The organism is Bacteroidales bacterium, assembly GCA_016709865.1.
In the GTDB taxonomy this organism is placed as follows: Bacteria; Bacteroidota; Bacteroidia; order Bacteroidales; family VadinHA17; genus LD21.
The window spans coordinates 872,242-892,822 of record JADJLX010000005.1; the positions used below are offsets into that span (position 1 = coordinate 872,242).

General features: G+C 40.8%; 14 protein-coding genes. All 14 read left to right on the forward strand.

The window, feature by feature from the left end; all coding sequences use genetic code 11:
- Nucleotides 1-321: 321 nt before the first annotated feature.
- Nucleotides 322-1,995, forward strand: coding sequence for a CRTAC1 family protein (locus tag IPJ16_12265; protein ID MBK7627944.1), 1,674 nt, complete (start codon nt 322-324; stop codon nt 1,993-1,995).
- A gap of 14 nt (nt 1,996-2,009) precedes the next feature.
- Nucleotides 2,010-2,345 carry a hypothetical protein gene (locus tag IPJ16_12270; GenBank protein ID MBK7627945.1) on the forward strand — a complete coding sequence of 112 codons (336 nt, stop codon included), beginning with the start codon at nt 2,010-2,012 and terminating at the stop codon, nt 2,343-2,345.
- A complete protein-coding gene (locus tag IPJ16_12275; GenBank protein MBK7627946.1) occupies nt 2,342-3,439 on the forward strand; it encodes a hypothetical protein in 1,098 nt (365 codons plus the stop codon). Before IPJ16_12270 ends, IPJ16_12275 begins: the two co-directional genes overlap by 4 nt.
- A gap of 11 nt (nt 3,440-3,450) precedes the next feature.
- Complete coding sequence (locus tag IPJ16_12280; protein MBK7627947.1) at nt 3,451-5,475, forward strand: hypothetical protein; 2,025 nt, start codon at nt 3,451-3,453, stop codon at nt 5,473-5,475.
- Nucleotides 5,476-5,495: 20 nt separating this feature from the next.
- Entirely contained in the window at nt 5,496-6,599 is a 1,104-nt protein-coding gene (locus tag IPJ16_12285; GenBank protein ID MBK7627948.1) for a regulator, read from the forward strand.
- Nucleotides 6,600-6,706: 107 nt separating this feature from the next.
- Nucleotides 6,707-7,219 (forward strand): hypothetical protein, encoded by a 513-nt coding sequence (locus IPJ16_12290; protein ID MBK7627949.1) that lies wholly within the window; start codon nt 6,707-6,709, stop codon nt 7,217-7,219.
- Between the two features lie 52 nt (nt 7,220-7,271).
- Nucleotides 7,272-8,591 (forward strand): ABC transporter substrate-binding protein, encoded by a 1,320-nt coding sequence (locus IPJ16_12295; protein ID MBK7627950.1) that lies wholly within the window; start codon nt 7,272-7,274, stop codon nt 8,589-8,591.
- A 20-nt stretch (nt 8,592-8,611) separates the two neighbouring features.
- Nucleotides 8,612-9,472, forward strand: coding sequence for a 3-deoxy-7-phosphoheptulonate synthase (aroF, locus tag IPJ16_12300; GenBank protein MBK7627951.1), 861 nt, complete (start codon nt 8,612-8,614; stop codon nt 9,470-9,472).
- Nucleotides 9,473-9,509: 37 nt separating this feature from the next.
- On the forward strand, nt 9,510-10,622 hold the full coding sequence (locus IPJ16_12305) for an ABC transporter substrate-binding protein (GenBank protein MBK7627952.1): 1,113 nt from the start codon (nt 9,510-9,512) through the stop codon (nt 10,620-10,622).
- Between the two features lie 443 nt (nt 10,623-11,065).
- Nucleotides 11,066-14,617: a VCBS repeat-containing protein gene (locus tag IPJ16_12310; protein MBK7627953.1), complete on the forward strand. Its 3,552-nt coding sequence runs from the start codon at nt 11,066-11,068 to the stop codon at nt 14,615-14,617.
- A gap of 139 nt (nt 14,618-14,756) precedes the next feature.
- The gene (locus IPJ16_12315) at nt 14,757-16,415 is read left to right on the forward strand and encodes a CRTAC1 family protein (protein ID MBK7627954.1); all 1,659 of its coding nucleotides are present in this window, start codon (nt 14,757-14,759) and stop codon (nt 16,413-16,415) included.
- Between the two features lie 92 nt (nt 16,416-16,507).
- Nucleotides 16,508-17,836 (forward strand): asparagine synthetase B family protein, encoded by a 1,329-nt coding sequence (locus tag IPJ16_12320; protein ID MBK7627955.1) that lies wholly within the window; start codon nt 16,508-16,510, stop codon nt 17,834-17,836.
- Complete coding sequence (locus IPJ16_12325; GenBank protein MBK7627956.1) at nt 17,829-18,776, forward strand: radical SAM protein; 948 nt, start codon at nt 17,829-17,831, stop codon at nt 18,774-18,776. Before IPJ16_12320 ends, IPJ16_12325 begins: the two co-directional genes overlap by 8 nt.
- Before the next feature lie 227 nt (nt 18,777-19,003).
- Nucleotides 19,004-20,581, forward strand: a complete 1,578-nt coding sequence (locus IPJ16_12330) for a PD40 domain-containing protein (protein ID MBK7627957.1) — start codon at nt 19,004-19,006, stop codon at nt 20,579-20,581.

A 20,581-nucleotide genomic window follows, 5' to 3' on the forward strand; every position in this document is an offset into this window, starting at 1 on the left:
ATTGGCATCCAGTAACCACGGACTTAAGTCCGTGGTTACAAGAGATCCTATGATCCGGGCTTTAGCCCAAAATGTCTTGCTTGCATTATTACCAATTTTAATCCCCTTTTAACCTCATTTTAATTGCACCTTAATTGCGATTGCTTAATATTGACTGTGTAAGTCATATTAATCATTTTAACAATTATCAATTTTAGTATATTTACAACCTTTTTGAACAATGTGTCACCGCAACTATTCAGCCCGATCAGACAAATCACTACAAATCATATTGGATCCTGAGAACATACCGGGAACATAAATTATTTATAGAATATTATTATGAATTACAGATTTTTAAACAAGAAGCTCTTAGTTGTACTGCCGGTAATTATAATTCTGGCGACTACAGGGTGCAAAGAGGGGAAGAAATCTGAGAAAAATCCGACTGCCTCTCTGCCGGCTGCTTCAGAAGATTATTTTCAGGAAATAGGAGTGCAGATCGGACTCGACTTTGTCCATTCCACAGGGTCAGAACATCTTGACAATATCATAGAATCGAGCGGAGGCGGGGCTTCGTTCCTTGACTTTGATAACGACGGATATATTGACCTTTATCTTTGCAGCGGGACATATGTGGAAGGCTTTACAAAAGGTGAAAAACCTGAAGTTCTTCCAACTAACCACCTTTATCACAACAGAGGCGATGGTACATTTGAGGATGTCACAGAAAAATCAGGAACTGATGAACTTGCATACTCAATGGGTGCTGCAATAGGTGATTATAATAACGATGGCTTCCCTGATATACTTGTCTGCAATTACGGGGCCAATATTCTTTATAAGAATAATGGAAACGGAACATTTACAAATGTCACAAAAAAGGCAGGTGTTGCAGGCGGAAATGAGTGTTCAATAGGTGCAGCATGGTTCGATTATGATAATGACGGATTACTAGACATATATGTCAGCAACTACCTCAATTTCGATCCTGAGTATAAATATTTTTATGCTCCTGACGGATTTCCCGGACCTATGGCCTATGATGCCCAGCCTGATTACCTGTATCATAACAATGGTGATGGTACTTTTGAGGATGTAACTGAGAAAATGGGAATATCTGATCCTGATGGAAGAGCAATGGGGGTTGGTGCAGTAGACTATGATGATGATGGTTTTGTAGATATTTATGTAGCTAATGACCACTCTCTGAATTACCTGTGGCACAACGACGGGGGAAAGAGATTTGAAGACAGAGGAACTATGTCGGGCACTGCATTCAGTCAGGCTGGAGAAGCTACTGTAAGCATGTCGGTAGATTTTGCCGACTACAACTCAGACGGATTACTTGATATATTTTTGTCTGACGATACCTATTGTTCCCTCTATGAAAACCAGGGTGGCGGAGTATTTATAGACAAATCCAACTTCTCCGGTATTGCAACAGCTGCTGCACAGTTTGTGGGATGGACTTCCGCTTTTGTTGATTATGATAACGACGGTGATGCTGATATTTTCAAAACAAATGGCGCGCTGAAACATCTTTATGGTCATGAAGATCAGCTCTTTGAGAACCTTGGAGATGGAAAATTCACTGATATCTCAAATAATCTCGGAGAGTATTTCAATCAGGAGTATGTCGGCAGAGGCGCCTGTCTGGGTGACTATGATAATGATGGTGATTTTGACATCTATATCGCAAACCTTAATTCGCGCGGTATGTTCCTGAGAAACAACAAAGGAAATCTGAATAACTGGCTCATTATTAATCTCGTCGGAACTACAAGTAATCGCGACGCCATTGGTGCAAGAGTAAAAATAACATCTGGCGGCAGGACACAGACTACACAGAAGAAGAGTACTTCAGGCTACCTCTCGCAGAGCGATCACAGACTGCATTTCGGACTGGCTAAAAATGAATCAGTTGAAAAAATTGAGATAAAATGGCCGTCGGGAAAAGCACAGGTTATTGAAAACACTAAAGCAAATCAGATTATTACAATTAAAGAACAATAAATCATTAATTTCTAATGCGTTTCAAATTTTCATTACGTTCCCTAATCGCAATTTCTCTGCTTTCATCATTGTTAATTATCAGTTCCTGCGGAAATAATTCCGGAGAGGGGATGATAATAATTACTCAGACGGATAAAGTGGCTGAGCCTGATTTTAAAACAGGAGAGCACTGGCGATATACGGAAAAGAGCAGTCTTGTTGCCATCAATCCTGATAAACCCGGAAAATCGCCCGAAATACTCTCTTCAGAGTTCTATTCCGCACGTTCTCCTGAGGTCTCATACGATGGAAAAGTATCGTTTTTTCAGGCCGGAAAAATGAGAATGAGCCATGGCAGATATGGGAAATGAATCTTAAAAACAAAGAGTACAGGCAGGTAACCTCAGCTTCTGAGAATTCAATTGATCCTGCCTATATGCCTGGAGACAGGGTGGTATTCAGCCGGTTTCTTATAAATGATTCACTGAAGTCTGAACATACTCTCTTCACCTGCAATCTTGATGGTACCAATCTGAAACGGATCACATTTAATCCTCACACATATTTTGCATCTTCCATGCTAAACGACGGAAGAGTAATTGCAATCAGCAGACAGGTTTTCCCGTCAGAAAGTAACCCTTCAATTATGGTCCTTCGTCCAGATGGTACTAAATCTGAGCTTTTCTACCAGATACCGGAGGGAAAAGAAGTAATAAGCAAAGGGTACGAAACTGAAAATGGCAGAATTGTTTTTATTGAGACCGGGATCGACTCAAAAACAAAAGGCTCTGTAGTGTCGGTAAGTTATAACCGTCCATTACATTCAAAAATAAATCATTCTGCTTCAATCCCCGGAGATTTCAAATCTGTAACTCCATTTCAACAGGGACGATATCTTGTTTCATACAGATCAGATAATTCTGAAAGGTATGGGTTGTACGAATATGATCCTGAAATAATGGCTCCAGGTAACCAGATTTACATGAATAACGATTTTGATGTTCTGGAAGCAGTATTTGTTAAGCCCCACAACAGACAAAAAAAGCTTCCTAGTGAAGTTGATCAGGCTGTTAAGACCGGACTATTACTCTGCCAGAATATCAATATTACCGGAATGAATTCTCCTGAATTTGAAGCCATTAATCAACCTGCAGAAAGTATAGAAGTGATTGGGATTGACTCCTCTCTTGGTGTTGTTGATGTTGAAAAAGATGGCTCATTCTATCTGAAAGTGGCTGCAGATATGCCATTTAAAATAAAAACACTTGATAAAGAGGGAAAAGTAATAAACGGACCAGGAAGCTGGATCTGGTTACGTCCCAATGAAAGAAGAGGATGCACCGGCTGCCACGAAGATAACGAGATGGTACCTGCAAACAGGCTGTCACTGGCTGTGAAAAACAATCCGGTAGCAGTACCTGTGCATGTTAAGGGAATTAAGGAAAAAGAAGTTGAACTGGAATAGTAAAGACCAATATGAAAAGATTATTAGTGGTCACCGGCATTATTGTTATTCTTGTACTGGTCATCGTTTTCCCGGGGAAAAAATGGGCCCGGGGACATGTTAATTACAAGACTGCTGTTGATGATCATCCGCTGCTGTGTACCAATTGCCATCTGCATATTCACAAAAGAAGTCCTTTCTCCAAATTAGACTATATAGATTATTTATCTCCTCTGAACCTCACGGTATCAGCTGATGGCAAATTGCTTTATGTTGTTGCGCAGGATGCAAATCAGCTGCTGGTCACTGACGCAGTTAACGGCATGGTATTACACAGAATTCCAGTTGGCAACAAGCCTCACAGTGTAATTCTCGACAGCAAGAACAGCACTGCTTATGTCAGTAATCAATGGTCCGATTTTGTTTCTGTTATTGATCTGAGGTCCTTTAATGTTACAGACTCTCTTAGCACCGGAAATGGTCCTGCAGGTCTTTCACTAAGTGCAGATGAAAAATCACTCTATGTTGTAAATTCATATGGATCAGATCTATCCGTTATTGATCTGGCCTCCAAAACAGAAATTAAGAGACTCTCTACCGGAAATAATCCCACAGGTACACAATTATCTCCTGATGGAAGGGATCTCTATGTAACAAGCAGAAGAGCTGCGATAAACACATATGGAGAACCATTATTAAGCGAACTCACACTGGTTGATGACAGTTCAAGAAGGGTCAGGGATTTCGTAAAAATGGAATCAGCATATCTGATGGAGAATATAGCTTTTACTCCCTCAGGTGACCTCGCTATCGTTACTCTTATCAGGCCAAAGAATCTTGTACCATCCATCCAGGTTGAAAGAGGTTTTATGATGACACATGGCATGGGAATAATTGAGCAGAAGGAGAACGGAAGAGTAATTCAGCTTCTGATTGATGAACCCAACAGATACTTTGCAGATCCTTTTGATATTGTAATTACTCCCGACGGCAAACGGGCTTTTATCTCAAGTTCCGGTGTTAATTTTATAACAGTAGTCGATATAGATTCTGTCAGACAGCTTATTTCTGAGTCATCTCCTGAACTGCTTAGCACATACTCTGACCATCTTGGTATCAGCAGTCGTTATGTTATAAAAAGAATAGAAACCGGGGCGAATCCAAAAGGCCTGGCCCTTTCACCTGACGGTAAAATACTCTATGTTGCTGAGCATCTGAATGATAAAATTGCGGTGATAAGCACAGAAAAGATGGAAACTATTAACACAATTGACCTCGGCGGACCACGTAAAATTACTGTTGCAAGACAGGGAAGAAGACTGTTGAATAATGCCGGACATACTTTCCAGACGCAATACTCATGTTATACCTGTCATCCCGACGAACATGAGGACGGTCTTGTATATAATATGGCCTCAAAGGATATGGGACGCAACCTTACAAATACGCAGTCGCTAAGAGATATAGGCGATACACCGCCTTTTAAATGGAATGGGAAGAACCAGACAGTTTTTAAACAGGATGGTATGCGTTTTTCAACAGTCCTTACCCGTACAGAACAATTCTCATATGATAATCTGGATGCAATATCTGCATACATAATGACCGGAATCCCCTACCCGCCCAATCTGAAGTATAATCCAACCGGAGACCTTACAGAAGCGCAGAAAAGAGGAAAGCTGGTCTTTGAGAGAACTACTGACAATTTCGGGAATACAATACCTGAGAATAATCGCTGCATTACCTGTCATCCTGGTCCATATTACACTAACCTCCTGCCGGCAGATGTGAGCACTCTGGCAGCAAGCGATGATTCTATACTGTTCGACACACCACATTTAAATAACATATATGCTTCTCCCCCATATCTTCACGACGGAAGAGCCAGAACTCTTGAAGAGATCTGGACCCTATATGGAAAGAATGACAAACATGGATTAGTTGGTGATATGTCTAAAAATCAACTTAATGATCTTGTTGAATATCTTAAATCATTAAGAAGTCCGGATTATGCTGAAAACACCTCGACTACTAAAAACAAATCATATAACCATTAACAAGAAATAATATGATAAGAATGTACAAAAATCAATTAATCAGGATTGTTATTATCATTACTGCAGCAGGAATATCTTTATGTGATAGTCTGTCAGCACAGGTGGCAGCGGGAAAACCTATGCCGGTATATGGAAACTGGCGCAATTTTACAACTAAAGACGGACTTCCTTCAGACAAAACATATTGTGTACGAATTGCCGGTGACAAGGTATATGTAGGAACACACGATGGCCTTGCAGTGTATGAGAAAGGCAAATGGCGGACATATACAACAAAAGATGGTCTGGCCCATAATGGAGTTGTTTCTGTAGATGTAAGCGAACTTACAGGTGATGTTTGGATAGGAACACTTGGCGGATTGAGCCGGTTATCAGGTGGAAAATTTGAGACTTTTAACCAGTTTAACAGCGGAATGCCAAACGATCTGGTTTACATGGTCATATGTGATGGCAAAGATGTATGGTGCGCTACTGGCGGAGGTGCAGGCCATTATGACACGTTTTCCAAAGAATGGGAAATATTTACTGAGAAAAATGCTCCAATGCATGAGCCGTGGACATATGGAATGTCAGCAGGCGATGGCAAGATTTTTATTGCAGCCTGGGGCGGAGGTGTTATCGAGTATACAACCAAAACAAAACAGTTCAGGGATTATACCGATCCTGACGGATTTATGGAAATAGATCTTCAGCCTAATGATGGCCTTGTACATGATATAACAACAGCAACATCGTGGGCTGATGGAACATTGTGGGTATCAACATATTTCGGAATGAGCCGTTACGATGGAAAATACTGGTATGGATATTTCGACCACGATAGCGGTCTTGCAAGCAATTTTATCAACTTCATAAGAGCTGAAGGTCCGGTTGCATTTGCCTGCAGCGACAAAGGTCTCAGCAGCACCGATGGAACCAACTGGGTTACCTACAAAAAAAACGATAATAACGAGAATGGAGTAGCCATTGTAACTACTAACGGAGTGAAAAAAGAGATTCCACTCACACCGTCTATTGCCCATAATTTCATTATTGGAGTAGATGGTGATAAAGGAGTTTTATGGGTGGCAACATCAAAAGGTGTAAGCCGTGGCGAATTACGAAAAGAAACCGAGAACCAATAACATGAATTACAATAACTAAAAAGATAATAACCTAATAACCTAAATAATGACTAACAAAGAAATTGCTAATTGACCTGACAAAGCTTACTGAAGGTGAGAAAATTGAGATGAAGAAGCTTGGGATTTTATCTGCTGATAATAATATCACAGATACCGTATACCCTTCGATTCATAAAAACCGTCCGCCAATAGAGAAGCATATTGTGCATGCTCCTCATGTAATAAATGAAGCCTATAATTACCAGAAGCCATCATCTTTTTCAAGAGCCCTGCGACTCGATCTGGGTGGCTACAAAGTTCTCCTTATTTCTGGCACTGCCAGTGTCAATGAAGAAGGTAAAGCTGAACATATCGGAGATTTCAAAGCTCAGCTCTGGAGAACGTATGTGAATATTACAAATCTTCTGGCTGCAGAAGGAATGACCTGGCACGATATTGTGAGGACGACAAATTATCTCAGAGATATTGAGAGAGACTATGCTGAATTCAATAAGATCAGGACTACATTTTATTCGTGGCTGAATCTTGATCCGCTGCCTGCAAGCACGGGGATACAGGCAAGGCTTTGCTGGGAGACGTTACTTGTTGAAATAGAAGCGTATGCTATTTGCAAAGTGTAAAGTTCAAAGCTCAAAGTTCAAAGTTCAAGGTTAAAAGTTTAAATGACTTAATATGAAACAATTTGTAAAATATCTGGTGATTTTCTTACTGATTTTCCAGTTGCCATTTGAGTGGTTAAAAGGACAGGAGAAGAAAGCAAACTATGGTAATATACCTGATGAGCTTGTTGCTTACGACAAATACCAGAAAGCCCATAAATATCATTTTATGGAACCTCTGAATTTCTGGGGTGCAGGGCGTGAAATACCACCTCCAACCGGTCTGAAGGAAATCAGGATTGGTTTTCTCGGACCTCTTGAAGGGTCTATTATTTCCAACCTGGGCAAACAAATGCTGCAGGGTTCTCAACTCGCTATTGAAGAAGCCAATGCCAGGGGAGGTTACAAAGGAATTCCTTTCAAATTAATGATACACAACGATGTTGGTTTATGGGGGGCTGCTGCCAACGAAATCGTGAAAATGGATGACGAAAAAGTCTGGGCATGGCTCGGTTCAATTGATGATATAGTATCACACGTAGCAATAAGGGCTACTCTTAAACTCGAGATTCCTAACGTAAATACCGGTGACCCCGACCCTACCTTTACTGAAACAAATATTCCATGGGTTATAAGAACAATTCCAGACGATCGTCAGAGCAGCTATGCTCTTGTTAACCAGATCTTTGTTAAGGATGGACACAAGAGAGTCGGAATGATGCGCGCAAACAACCGTTATGGCAGGGTCGGAACTCTTCATCTGAACCGCTCTGCATCACGCATTGGGTTTCCGCTAATTATTGAAGAGAGATTCAACGATGGAGAAACAGATTTTAAGAGTCAGCTTGAACGCATTAAGAAAACAAACCCCGATGCAATAGTATTGTGGGGCAATGCAAAAGAATCAGCTCTTATCCTGAAGCAGATCCGTGCACTGGGAATGAAGCAGCCCGTTTATGGATCCGATAGAATGGTCAATCCGGAATTTCTTGCAATTGCAGGTCCTCTGGCCGAAGGTATAATAACTACATGCCAGTATAATCCGGATGCTGATGACGCAAAGCTTAAGACTTTCAAAGCTGCCTATGTTAAACGATTCGGACAGGAACCGGATGTATTCGCTGCCCATGCTTATGACGGTATGAATATCCTTCTTGAGGCTGTTAAGAAAGCAGGACTTAACAGGGCATTAATCAGAGATGTACTTACTGACCTTAAGACATTCCAGGGTTATAAGGGAGTAACCGGTGTTGTAAACTTCGACGGAACCTGGAATAACGTCAGGCCTATATTCATGGCAAAAGTAAATAATAGTAAATTTGTATTTTCGCCTGCTCCGAAATGGGAGAAGGATGATAAAATTTATAAGAAAGCACCCAGAACAGAATATTAATAGATTTATTGAGTATCAGAATGGATGAAAATATGTGTAATATTCCGGTAAATGCTGGGGTTACGATACCAGAAAGGGTTTCAGCGAATGCTAAACCGGAACGAACAATTGTGAAGGTTGCAGGAGTTGAAGTCGGCGGGTCTGATATTGTTGTTATTGCAGGACCCTGTGCTGTTGAGAGCTCTGAACAACTTTTTGAAACAGCCAGATCTGTAAAATCAGGAGGAGCAAAAATTCTGAGAGGCGGAGCTTTTAAACCGCGTACTTCACCTTACAGCTTTCAGGGTATGGGGGAAGAAGGACTTAAACTCCTCGCCCAGATCAGAAAAGAAACAGGGTTACCTGTTGTTACGGAAGTAATGGACACCAGACAGGTTGAACTTGTCTGTTCATATGCTGATATGATACAGATAGGTTCGCGAAACATGCAAAATTATCCTTTGCTCAAAGAAGCAGGAAAATGCAGGAAACCGATACTTCTTAAACGTGGTATGATGGCAACAATTGAAGAGTTTCTCCTTGCTGCAGAATACGTGCTTAATCAGGGAAATGACCAGGTAATACTATGCGAACGCGGTATAAGAACATTTGAAACATCAACCAGAAATACTCTTGACCTGAGCGCGGTGCCAATGCTAAAACACCTGACTCATCTTCCGGTAATTGTTGATCCGAGCCACGGAACAGGCATCAGATGGATGGTCCCTGCTTTATCCAAAGCAGCAGTGGCTGTTGGTGCCGATGGTTTGATAATAGAAGTACATTATCATCCTGAAGAGGCATTATGCGATGGTCCCCAGTCTCTAAGCCTGTCAGAATTCTCTCAATTAATGACCGATCTGAAAAAAATTGCTCAGGCAACCGGCAGAAATATTGCATAAGGGCAACCTGCTACATTTGAAGATCCAGTATCTGTGAATGAAATACATATTTCTAATATTCGTATCCTGTGTGCTGTTTCATTCTACGGAAATAAACGGCCGGAGTTCTGAACCTATCATTTCAGAAGATACAATCAAAATAGGACTGCTTATTTCTGATACAAAATCTGTTGCAGCAATAAACGGAGCAGAAATTGCAATTCAGGAAGCAAATGCTAAAGGTGGCTGCAACGGAATACCATTCAAACTTGAAATCCGCTCTATGGAGGGGCCCTGGGGAACAGGTTCCAAAGAGGCTGTTTCACTCATTTTTGAAGAAGAGGTCTGGGCAATTATGGGTTCTCACGACGGAAGAAACGCACATCTTGCTGAACAGGCTACTGCTAAGACCAGAATTGTTTTCCTGTCATCTTGGGCAGCCGATCCGACTCTCTCCCAGGCTTTTGTTCCATGGTACTTTAGTTGTGTACCTAACAACAATCAGCAAGCTGAAGTACTTTTCAATGAGGTTTATAACAAGAATAAATTCAATAAAATAGCTCTAATTTCTGAAAACAATTATGATTCGAATTTTGCATTTAAGAGTTTTGTTAATAAAATAACAATAAACGGCAAGCCTCGTCCTTTTGTGCTTAGCTACAGTAATGCTGATCTGGATTATGGAGCTATGGCTGATATAATTATTGCCTCAAATCCGGAATGCATTCTTCTTTTCGGAATGCCTTCCTCTTCAATTAAAATTTTTGAGGCCGTCAAGTTCAGAGATTCTAATATACCTGCCTTCGGAACATTGTCCCTGATGGATGAGAATGAATTAAATGAGAAAAACTTATCAGTGTCTGAGGGGATAACAATAATCTCGTCAGATCACTGGTTCACTCCGGAGGGAAAGATCTTTAAAGAAAAGTACAGGAATAAATACGGACAGTCACCGGGGTCAGTTGCTGCGTATGCCTATGATGGGATGAATCTGATAATTGAATCTGTAAAAACTGCATCTCCTGACCGTGAGAAAGTGCAGGAAGCAATGGCAAATATCAGACTTAAAGGAGTAACCGGAACAATTCAGTTTGATGAAAGAGGTAACAGGAAAGGGCCATTTCATCTGATGATAATAAAAAATGGTGTTCCTGTAGAAATAAATAAGTAATTCTTAGAAATAAATTTATTTATCTTTCCAAGTGGCATAGCCGTAAACTTAAGTTTTGGAGATGGATGAAAATGAATAGAAAAGTCTCCCCTCCTTTTGAAGGAGGGGTGGACGGGAGTGCTGATTATATGACTTTTACGAAGTTATATTTCCCGGCCGGGGTGGTTGATTTTAGGGAAAAATTACAGAATACTAAAATATGAAAACAGGTATAAATAATCAACCACCCCGGCCGCAAATTAGCTTTACGAAAATAAACAAGCATTTTACTGCGGCCACCCCTCCTTCAAAAGGAGGGGAGAATTATATATCATATATTCAACACTTTACATTCATTTTTGTATTAAATCTCACACAATTTTACTCTATTTTGACAGCTTTGGTTGACGGCTTTACGCCCCAAGGGGAGTAAATTGATTCTCTATATTTACTATTTTTGAATTATGAAAAAATTACATATTATCCTGATTGCTATTCTCGCTGTATCAATGCTTTTTAACTGCAAAAATTCAGGCGATAATAAACAATCATCGACAGATCTGACTACTACCAGAACACTTGGGCTTGCTTATCTTGAGGAATTCAATCTTGAAGAAGCTGAAAAAGAGTTCCTGAAATTCATCAAACTGGCGCCGGAAGAAAAACTTGGTTATGCCAATCTGGGACTGACCTATCTGCGGATGGGAAAATATCCTGAAGCTGAGAAGCAGCTCAGAAAAGCAATAAGCATAGATTCCAAAGATGCTGATATACGACTGATACTGGCAACAGTATACAGAATGAATAATGAGAAAGCAAAATCGATTACGGAACTTAATGAAGCTCTCACTTTTGCACCTGATCATATAAAGGTCCTCTATGACCTGTCAGAACTTTATTCACTTGAATCTGATGAAGAATCCATTAAAAACAGGCTGAATACACTATTGCTTTTGGTAAAAAATGCTCCGGGCAATATTGTTCCATATCTCAGCCTGACAGATATTCTGATACGCCAGGGAGAAACCGACAAGGCTCTGGAACAAATGGAAATCATTAAAAAGCAGTTTCCTGAGTTTCCGAAAGAGGCAACCGGCTATTATGACAAAATACTGCCAGCCCTGAGAAAAAAAGATAAGGAAACGGCAATATTAAATTTTACAATTTTCCACAATTATCTGAAAGTTACCTCACCATATCAGGCAGGTATTATGGATCTTAAGGGTCCGGGCGGATCGCTTATCGGCTTTCCGGTAATTACTTTCGACAGGCAATCTTCCTTCGGGTCGGGTGAAACCGGATCAATACTCGAAGTAATGAAATATACCAATGTAACTGCATCTGCAGGACTTGGTATTGTCCAGCCATCAGATAATGCGAATCCGGAATTTGCAGGGTCGGCACATGTGGAAGCTGCAGATTTTGACGGTGATGGCGACATTGACCTCTACGCAGGTAGTTTCGATCCATCAACCTCATCCTATAAACATTACCTGTTTAAAAACTCAATGGGACTTTTCACTGATGTCACAAAAGAAGCAGGCTTATCACATAAAGGGAAAGAGTCTTCAGCAGAATTTGCCGATTTTGACAATGATGGATTCCTTGATCTTTACATTGTAAAAGATGAAGGTGATATTCTTTATAAGAATGTAGCAGAAGGGACATTTGATGATGTATCTTCCGAAGCAAAAACTGAGAGGAAAAAGTCAGGTATCGGTTCTCTTTTCTTTGACATGGACCATGACGGAGATCTTGATCTGTACAGACTTACATCAGATATAAACCAACAATTCCAGAATACTGCGGATGGCACATTCCTCGAACTTAACGGAAAGATGGGAGAGCATATTAAAGGCACAATAAGCCGCGATGCAGCATTCGGTGATTTTGACGAAGATGAGGATATTGATCTTATCGTCGTAAACAAAAATGCATCAAATATTTATTATTCGAATCAGCGGCAGAGCGTATTTAAAGATATAACTGAAAACAGCGGACTGAAGAGTGAGGGTGGTTCCTCATCAATTACCGCCGGAGATTATAATAATGATGGATTTCTTGATCTGTTCATCACTTCAGTCAATCCGGGAGAAAACATGCTCTACAAAAATCTTACCAACGGAAGCTTTGAGCCAGTTAAAGAAAGTAGTGAAATGTTTGCCACTCTTAAGAACCTAAAAGCTTATGATGCTTCTTTCCTTGACTTTGATAACGATGGCTATCTCGATCTTTTTGTTGCCGGAGAATCGACAGAAAAAGATGGCAGAGGATTATTTCTGTTTCACAATGATAGTAAAGGAAGCTTCAGCGATATCTCCCGTCTTCTTCCTGAAGATGTGAAATCAGGAAACAAAATTGCAATTTTTGATTATAATGACGATGGTGACCTTGATGTCGCAGTTACCGGTGTAAACGGCGGACTATTCCTTCTCAGGAACGATGGCGGCAATAATAACCACTATATCAAGATAAAACTGTTTGGCCTGAGGGCTGGTAGTGCAAAAAATAATCATTTCGGCATCGGTGCGAAAGTTGAGATGAGAGCCGGGGATCTTTACCAGACAACAGTTGTTTCAGATCCCAATGTCTACTTCGGTATGGGAAACCGTTCACAGGCTGATATCATCAGGATTACATGGACAAATGGTGTTCCCCAGAATATTTTTAATCCTGGTACAGATCAGGCACTTATTGAAGCCCAGACACTTAAGGGATCATGCCCGTTCCTCTACACATGGGATGGAGATGAATACGTCTTCGTAAAAGATATACTCTGGAGAAGTGCTCTGGGTATGCCTCTGGGAATTATGGGAGGCAATACAGCCTATGCTTTTGCCGATGCTTCCGATGACTATATTAAGATTCCAGGAGAGGTTATGAAACCTGAAAACGGGAAATATACAATCAGGATTACTTCTGAATTATGGGAAACAATTTATCTCGACAAACTACAGCTTGTTGCAGTTGATCATCCTGAGTCGACCGATATCTATGTCAAAGAGCAGTTCTCTCCCCCACCCTTCACCGGACTGGACATAATTCAGGTTGAGGAAAAAACATTACCCGAATCTGCTTTTAATGGAAATGGAGAGGATGTTCTTCAGTTCATTTCAAAAAAAGATGACAACTATCTCTCAGGATTTACACCGGAGAGATACCAGGGAATCACAGAAGTTAATGAACTGATTCTTGATCCGGGAGATGCCGGCAAAAATGGTGAGCTACATCTCTTTATGAATGGTTGGATCTTTCCGACTGATGCGAGTATCAATTACGCTCTCACTCAAACTGATAAACTTAAAGTATTTCCACCTGTAATACAGGTTATTAATAAGAAAGGTGATTGGGAAACAGTTATCAGCAACCTCGGTTTTCCGATGGGCAAAGATAAAACTGTAATTGCCGACCTGACAGGTAAGTTCATTACTTCAGACCACAGAATAAGAATCAGAACCAATATGGAGATCTATTGGGATTATATTTTCTTCTCTGAAAAGCTTGCAGAAAATATGACTATAACAACTAAGATGGAACCAACAGCAGCTGATCTGCATTATAGAGGATTCTCAGAAAGTTTCAGAAAAGGAAACAGATACGGACCTCACTGGTTTGACTACTCTAAAACAGAAACTGAACCAAAATGGAGAGACCTTCCGGGTAATTATACACGGTATGGAGATGTACTGCCGCTTCTTTACACGTCTGATAATAAATATATTATCTCCAATGCCGGTGATGAAGCCTCAATTGAATTTGATGCAGAATCACTGCCTGAACTCAAACCGGGCTGGAAAAGGGATTTTCTCATTAACAGTGTCGGCTGGGTTAAGGATGGAGACTTAAATACTGCTTTTGGAAATTCTGTGCTCCCTCTGCCTTTCCATGGCATGAAAAGCTATCCTCCTTCTGAAAAGGATACATATCCGAACAGTCCAGAACTTCAGAAATATAACAGGGAATACAATACAAGAGTAGTAACTAACGAAGGATATCTTAATGCACTCAAGAAATAAAAATCCATTAACCACAAAGGACACAAAGGTCCCGATAGCTATCGGGATACACAAAGGTCACAAAGAATTAAATATCATTGATTTAACTTTGTGTCCTTTGAGTGCACTTTGTGTACTTTGTGGTAAAAAAAGATCTTATTTGTTATCCATCTTTCTCATTTGTTTTCCCGTGCTGCTCACAGCTCAAAGAAATTCTGTCAGCTTCACAGACATAACAAAAAAAGCCGGAATTGACTTTAAATACACACTCGGAGACTATTCCTATGTAAATATCATTGAAAGCAGCGGATCGGGAATAACTATTTTTGATTACAACAATGATAAGCTCATGGATCTGTTCCTGATGAACGGAACGTATCTTGAGGGCATTTCGGATCCTGATGGTAAGGTATTTAAAGATACACCCGACAAGCTCTATAAGAATAATGGAGATGGTACTTTTACTGATGTCACTAAGGAAGCTGGAATTGAGGATAAACACTGGAGTATGGCTGCAGGAGCAATAGACATTGATTCAGACGGATATCAGGATCTGTATCTGCTAAACTACGGACCGAATGTATTTTACAGGAATAACGGTAACGGCACTTTCAGCGATATTACCGCAGAACTTGGTCTGGCAGGTCCCGGGAAACTGAATGGTTTTACAAAGTGGAGCATCGGCGTCTCATTCTGGGATTACAACAATGATGGACGCCTTGATGCAATGGTAGGTAACTTTCTTGCATTTGATCCCAAGTATGTCTCGACGGCCGGACCGGGTATCATGCCTCACCCTTCTGAATATAAAGGACAGGCATCGATGCTCTATGAACAACAGACTGATGGCAGGTTTATAGATGTCACAAAGAAAAACAACCTGTTTTATCCCGATTCAAAATGCATGGGACTGACAGTTTTCGATTATGATTATGACGGCGATCTTGATATATTCCAGGCGAACGATCATCACTTCAATTACCTGTTCAGAAATGACAAAGGTGTTTATAAAGAAGTTGCTATTGAGAGCGGTGTGGCAGCTAACAGCAAGGGTGTCGGTACAGGGTCGATGCACGGGTCGTTAGGCGATGTTGACGGCGACGGATGGATCGACCTGCTCGTGACTGACCTTGAGTACGGAGCTTTGTACAGGAACATGGGAAACGGCCTTTTTACAGATATTACAGAATCGAGTGGTATAGCAGGACAAATGGCAGGCAAAGGAAGCTGGGGAGCAGTATTATTCGATTATGACAACGATGGTGATCAGGATATTGTTGCAGCTGATGGAACTGCTGAAGAGCTGATACTTCAGTTGCCGCTGCTGCTCGAAAATGACGGAACAGGAAAATTTAAAAATGCAGGACCGGAAAGTAGTCCGTATTTCTCCGTAAAGCGTTCGGGCCGGGGACTGGCTATTTTGGATTATGACAATGATGGCGACCTGGATGTAATAATATCACATGTGGATAAAACAGCGACCGCAGCCTTACTGAGAAATGACGGCGGAAATAAGAACAACTGGCTTGGCATAACCTTACTTGGGAAAGATGGAATTGGTCCTGCTATAGGAGCAAAAGTAACTGTTACTGCAGGCGGTAGAAAACAGGTACTTATTAACCAGTGGACCACCAGTTATCTCTCAAACAATGATCCACGCATGCATATTGGTCTGGGACAGCAGAAACAGATTGATCAGCTCGAGATCGTTTGGTCTGATGGTAAAAAGGAGGTGTTTAAAAACATCGTGGTGAACAGGTATGTGGTTATTAGACAGGGAGAGGGAGTGGTAACTGAACAGGTAAAAGGTAAAAGGTAAAAAGTAAAAGGTGAAAGGTGTTTTGACTGCAAGACCGCAAGACCGCAAGACATCAGACTTAATATTATGAAATAATTATTAAAATAAGGAATATGGATAATCAATATGTAAATAAGGTAATAGACCTTACTAATCCGGAGAAGAATGTAATATACAACATGACTCATGAAGAGGCTGTTGAGGCTGTACGGTCAGGGAACACTGAGGCAGTACGCAGTATAGACGGACAGTTTGCGCTTGTATCGGTTGAAGGAAAAACTATAAGGATGGCAAGATCTATCGGAAGACCAATCCGGTATTTTATTGCAAAGCGTCCTGAAGGACCGAACCTTATCGTTGCTGAGCGCATAGACGTCATCTTCGATTACCTGAAAAAGGAAGGCCTCGATCATCAGTTCCACCCGTCATATACCAGGATGGCTCCCGCTCATTATGTTACAAAGATTGAACTGCTTGGCTGTCCCGATCCTAATCCTGTGTATACAAGATTCTTCACTCCGGAACGGAATAAGTATAAAAGCAGTACAACCGGTAAGATTGGGGAAGAGTATATTAATATAGTATACGAAGAAATTAAGAAATGGTTGCAGTTCCGGGCTAAAACCGGTCCGGTTGGAGTCACTTTTTCAGCAGGCATCGACAGTGGTTCTGTGTTCCTTCTGACCTATCATGCACTAAAAGAGCTGGGGGAAAGTCCTTCAAGGCTCAAAGCATTCACCCTGTCGATTGACGGTGGCGGGGCTGACCTGGTTCAGGCCAGAAAATTCCTGGGATCACTTAATCTTGAGATGTTCCTGGAGCCAATCGAAGTTGAATATTCATCACTCGACTGGAAGAAAGCTGTGAAAGCAGTAGAAGACTATAAACCTCTTGATATCCAGTCAGCAGCTATGAACATTGCGTTGCTTCAGGGCATCCGCTCACGCTATCCTGAATGGAAATATATACTTGATGGTGAAGGCGGTGATGAAAATCTGAAAGATTACCCTATCGAGGAGAATCCGGAACTGACAATTAAAAGTGTACTGAATAATCTGATGCTTTATCACGAAGGCTGGGGAGTTGATTCGATTAAACACTCATTAACCTACTCAGGAGGACTAAGCCGCGGATATATGCGCTCATTTGCTACCGCCGATATAGCAGGTTTTGAAGGTTTTAGTCCATATACTCTTCCAAATGTTATTGAAATCTCGGAAGGTATCCCCTACATTGATATGACCAACTGGGACCATAAAAAGTTATATGACCTTAAAGGAGAGATAGTTTCAAAGGGAGTAAAAGCCATCACAGGACTCGATATGCCGGTGTTTGAAAAAAGACGGTTCCAGCATGGAGCAGCCTCTTCATCTGATTTTGACAAGCACTTTCCTTTAAAAGAGATCACTTACAGGAAGGAGTTTCTTTCGCAGTATGAATGAGAATACAGAATTCGCTTTAAATGATAAATGGATAAAAGGCAACCGGGGAATCAAAAACCCGGTTGATCCATTCAAACCATATGGCTGGCTGGTAGAAAAGGAAAGAACTGCATCTGGCAGGATTGAGGATACAGGAATAATCTTTCTTACCAACAGTGAATGCCAGTTTCATTGTCTGATGTGCGATCTGTGGAAAAACACAACAGACAATCCTGTTCCTGAGGGTGCCATACCTGCACAAATTGAATGGGCTTTAAAAAAAATGCCCGGAATAAAACATGTTAAATTATATAACAGCGGGAGTTTCTTCGATAAAAGGGCTATACCTGAAAAAGATCATGAAAAGATAGCTTCACTTTTAGAAACACTTGAAACTGTAATCGTTGAATGTCATCCTAAACTGATTAATGAGGGCTGTCTGAGATTCAGGGATATGCTCAAACCTGACCTTCATATTGCATTGGGACTGGAGACTGTTAATCCGGAAGTCCTGAAAAAACTCAACAAACATCTGGTACCGGAGGATTTCAGCAAAACAGTCAACTTTCTGACTAAGAATAGAATAATGACCAGGGCTTTTATTCTTCTGAGGCCGCCATTTATGACAGAAACGGAAGGAATTGAATGGGCAGAAAGATCAATTGATTTTGCTTTTAATTCAGGAGTTGAATGCTGTACCGTTATACCTGTCAGAGGAGGAAACGGGGCAATGGAGATTTTGCAGAAGAGAGGTGATTTTTCACCTCCTGATATTCAATCTCTGGAAACTGTTTTAGAATATGGCATCAACCTTAAATCGGGGCGTGTTTTCGCTGATACCTGGGATCTGGGGCTCTTTACAAAATGTAACAAATGCACTGACCAGAGAACTATGCGGCTAACAGAGATGAATCTGAGTCAGACCATCCTACCAAAGGTTAAATGCGACTGTAATTATTAAGTATGAAAGCCATTAACCACAAAGTACACAAAGGAATCACGAAGGAACACAAAGGAAAAACCGTGTCTAATGGACTTCGTGTCCTTTGTGAATATTCCTTAGTGCCCTTTGTGGTTAATATTTTTAGGGTAAATGAGGTTCTGTAATTTAGAATCATTTTTGAGAGCAGGTAGCCATTTTATTCTAACTTTATTGCCGGGAAAAGAGACCCGGATCAGCAGACAGATATGAAATCAGTAATAAAACTATTCAGCATAATAATATTGTTCTCAGGATTACTGTTTACTTACAGCTGCGAATCAGATGTTTCGAAAAATGCTGAGCCGGAAAACCGGAAGCCTGATATTTTACCTGATTATATTGATGTAACAATACCTCCAAACATAGCTCCTATGAACTTCTCAGTTACAGAAAAAGGAAGTTCATACACCGTGATTGCAACAGCCGGGTCAGGAAGGAATCAGATTAAGATCAATTCATCCGACGGTATAATAAAGTTTCCTGAAAAAGCCTGGAAAAAGCTTCTTGAAGAAAGCATCGGGGACACCATAAAAATAAAGGTTTTCGCTTCACAAAAAGGAAAAAAGAAATCGGAAGCATTTAATTCCTTTTACATGGCTGTATCTGCTGATAAAATTGATCCCTACCTGGTCTACAGGCTCATTCATCCCGGTTATTACAGCTGGTCGAATATAAAGATCATGCAGCGGTCGGTTGAAAGCTTTTCTGAAGCTTCGATATTCGAAAACCAGATTATGGATAAAAACTGTGCAAACTGCCACTCTTTTAATAATAACAGTCCCGACAGGTTTATGATCCATATCCGCGGATCGCTTGGAGGAACCTATTTTGTAGAGGATGGGAAAATAACAAGAACTGATCCAAAAATAGATGCAATGCCTGGCACAGCAACATATCCATCATGGCATCCGGGTGGCCGGTTCATGGCATACTCCTCCAACCAGGTGCGACAGAGTTTCTATTCCCAGCCGGGAAAATATATTGAGGTATTCGATCTTGTTTCATCCCTGATCTTATTCGACAGAAAAAACAATGAGATCATTACTGTAACAGATAGTGATACAACCAACTACCTTCAAACTTTTCCATCTTGGTCACCTGATGGCAAATACCTGTACTTCTGCAGGGCACGACAGGTTATTAACAGTGCATATCCTGAACTTGAACAGATTGAAAATACTCATTACGATATTGCACGAAAATCATTTGATCCCGATACAAGGAAATTCGGAGATACTGAGGTCATTTTCAATGCAGCAGGAATAAGCAAGAGTGCATCATTCCCAAGAATCTCGCCTGATGGCAGGTTTATGGTTTTCACGCTTCACGATTATGGTACTTTTCCTATATGGCATAAAGAAGCTGATCTTTATCTGCTTGATATGCAAAGCGGTTTAGCTGAAAAAATGAATATAAACAGTGATAAGACAGAAAGCTATCACACATGGTCGTCAAATGGTAAATGGCTGGTATTCAGCAGTAAAAGAATTGATGGAAGAAGTGCCAGACCCCATTTTGCACATATCGATCCTGATGGTAAACAGGGAAAAGAGTTTGTACTGCCTCAGAAAGATCCCACACTTTATAACCGGATGCTTGAATCGTTCAATATTCCCGAATTCGTGACCGGCAAAATTAAAATGACACCGAGGGATTTCTTAGAGGCCTCAAAACAATCACCAATTAAAGCGAAACCAGGTGACGCACTGGATGCAGCAAAAGAAACAAACGGCAGGAAGAAAGAGACAGTTGTGAATGGTAATGAAAGGTTAATTCATGAATGA

Excerpts from the sequence above, each read along its gene's own strand:
- IPJ16_12265 (MBK7627944.1), top strand. The coding sequence starts at position 322 with ATGAATTACAGATTTTTAAACAAGAAGCTCTTAGTTGTACTGCCGGTA.
- IPJ16_12305 (MBK7627952.1), top strand. The coding sequence starts at position 9,510 with ATGAAATACATATTTCTAATATTCGTATCCTGTGTGCTGTTTCATTCT.
- IPJ16_12330 (MBK7627957.1), top strand. The coding sequence starts at position 19,004 with ATGAAATCAGTAATAAAACTATTCAGCATAATAATATTGTTCTCAGGA.
- IPJ16_12325 (MBK7627956.1), top strand. The coding sequence starts at position 17,829 with ATGAATGAGAATACAGAATTCGCTTTAAATGATAAATGGATAAAAGGC.
- IPJ16_12275 (MBK7627946.1), top strand. The coding sequence starts at position 2,342 with ATGAATCTTAAAAACAAAGAGTACAGGCAGGTAACCTCAGCTTCTGAG.
- IPJ16_12310 (MBK7627953.1), top strand. The coding sequence starts at position 11,066 with ATGAAAAAATTACATATTATCCTGATTGCTATTCTCGCTGTATCAATG.
- IPJ16_12320 (MBK7627955.1), top strand. The coding sequence starts at position 16,508 with ATGGATAATCAATATGTAAATAAGGTAATAGACCTTACTAATCCGGAG.
- IPJ16_12270 (MBK7627945.1), top strand. The coding sequence starts at position 2,010 with ATGCGTTTCAAATTTTCATTACGTTCCCTAATCGCAATTTCTCTGCTT.
- aroF (MBK7627951.1), top strand. The coding sequence starts at position 8,612 with ATGGATGAAAATATGTGTAATATTCCGGTAAATGCTGGGGTTACGATA.
- IPJ16_12295 (MBK7627950.1), top strand. The coding sequence starts at position 7,272 with ATGAAACAATTTGTAAAATATCTGGTGATTTTCTTACTGATTTTCCAG.
- IPJ16_12285 (MBK7627948.1), top strand. The coding sequence starts at position 5,496 with ATGTACAAAAATCAATTAATCAGGATTGTTATTATCATTACTGCAGCA.
- IPJ16_12280 (MBK7627947.1), top strand. The coding sequence starts at position 3,451 with ATGAAAAGATTATTAGTGGTCACCGGCATTATTGTTATTCTTGTACTG.
- IPJ16_12290 (MBK7627949.1), top strand. The coding sequence starts at position 6,707 with ATGAAGAAGCTTGGGATTTTATCTGCTGATAATAATATCACAGATACC.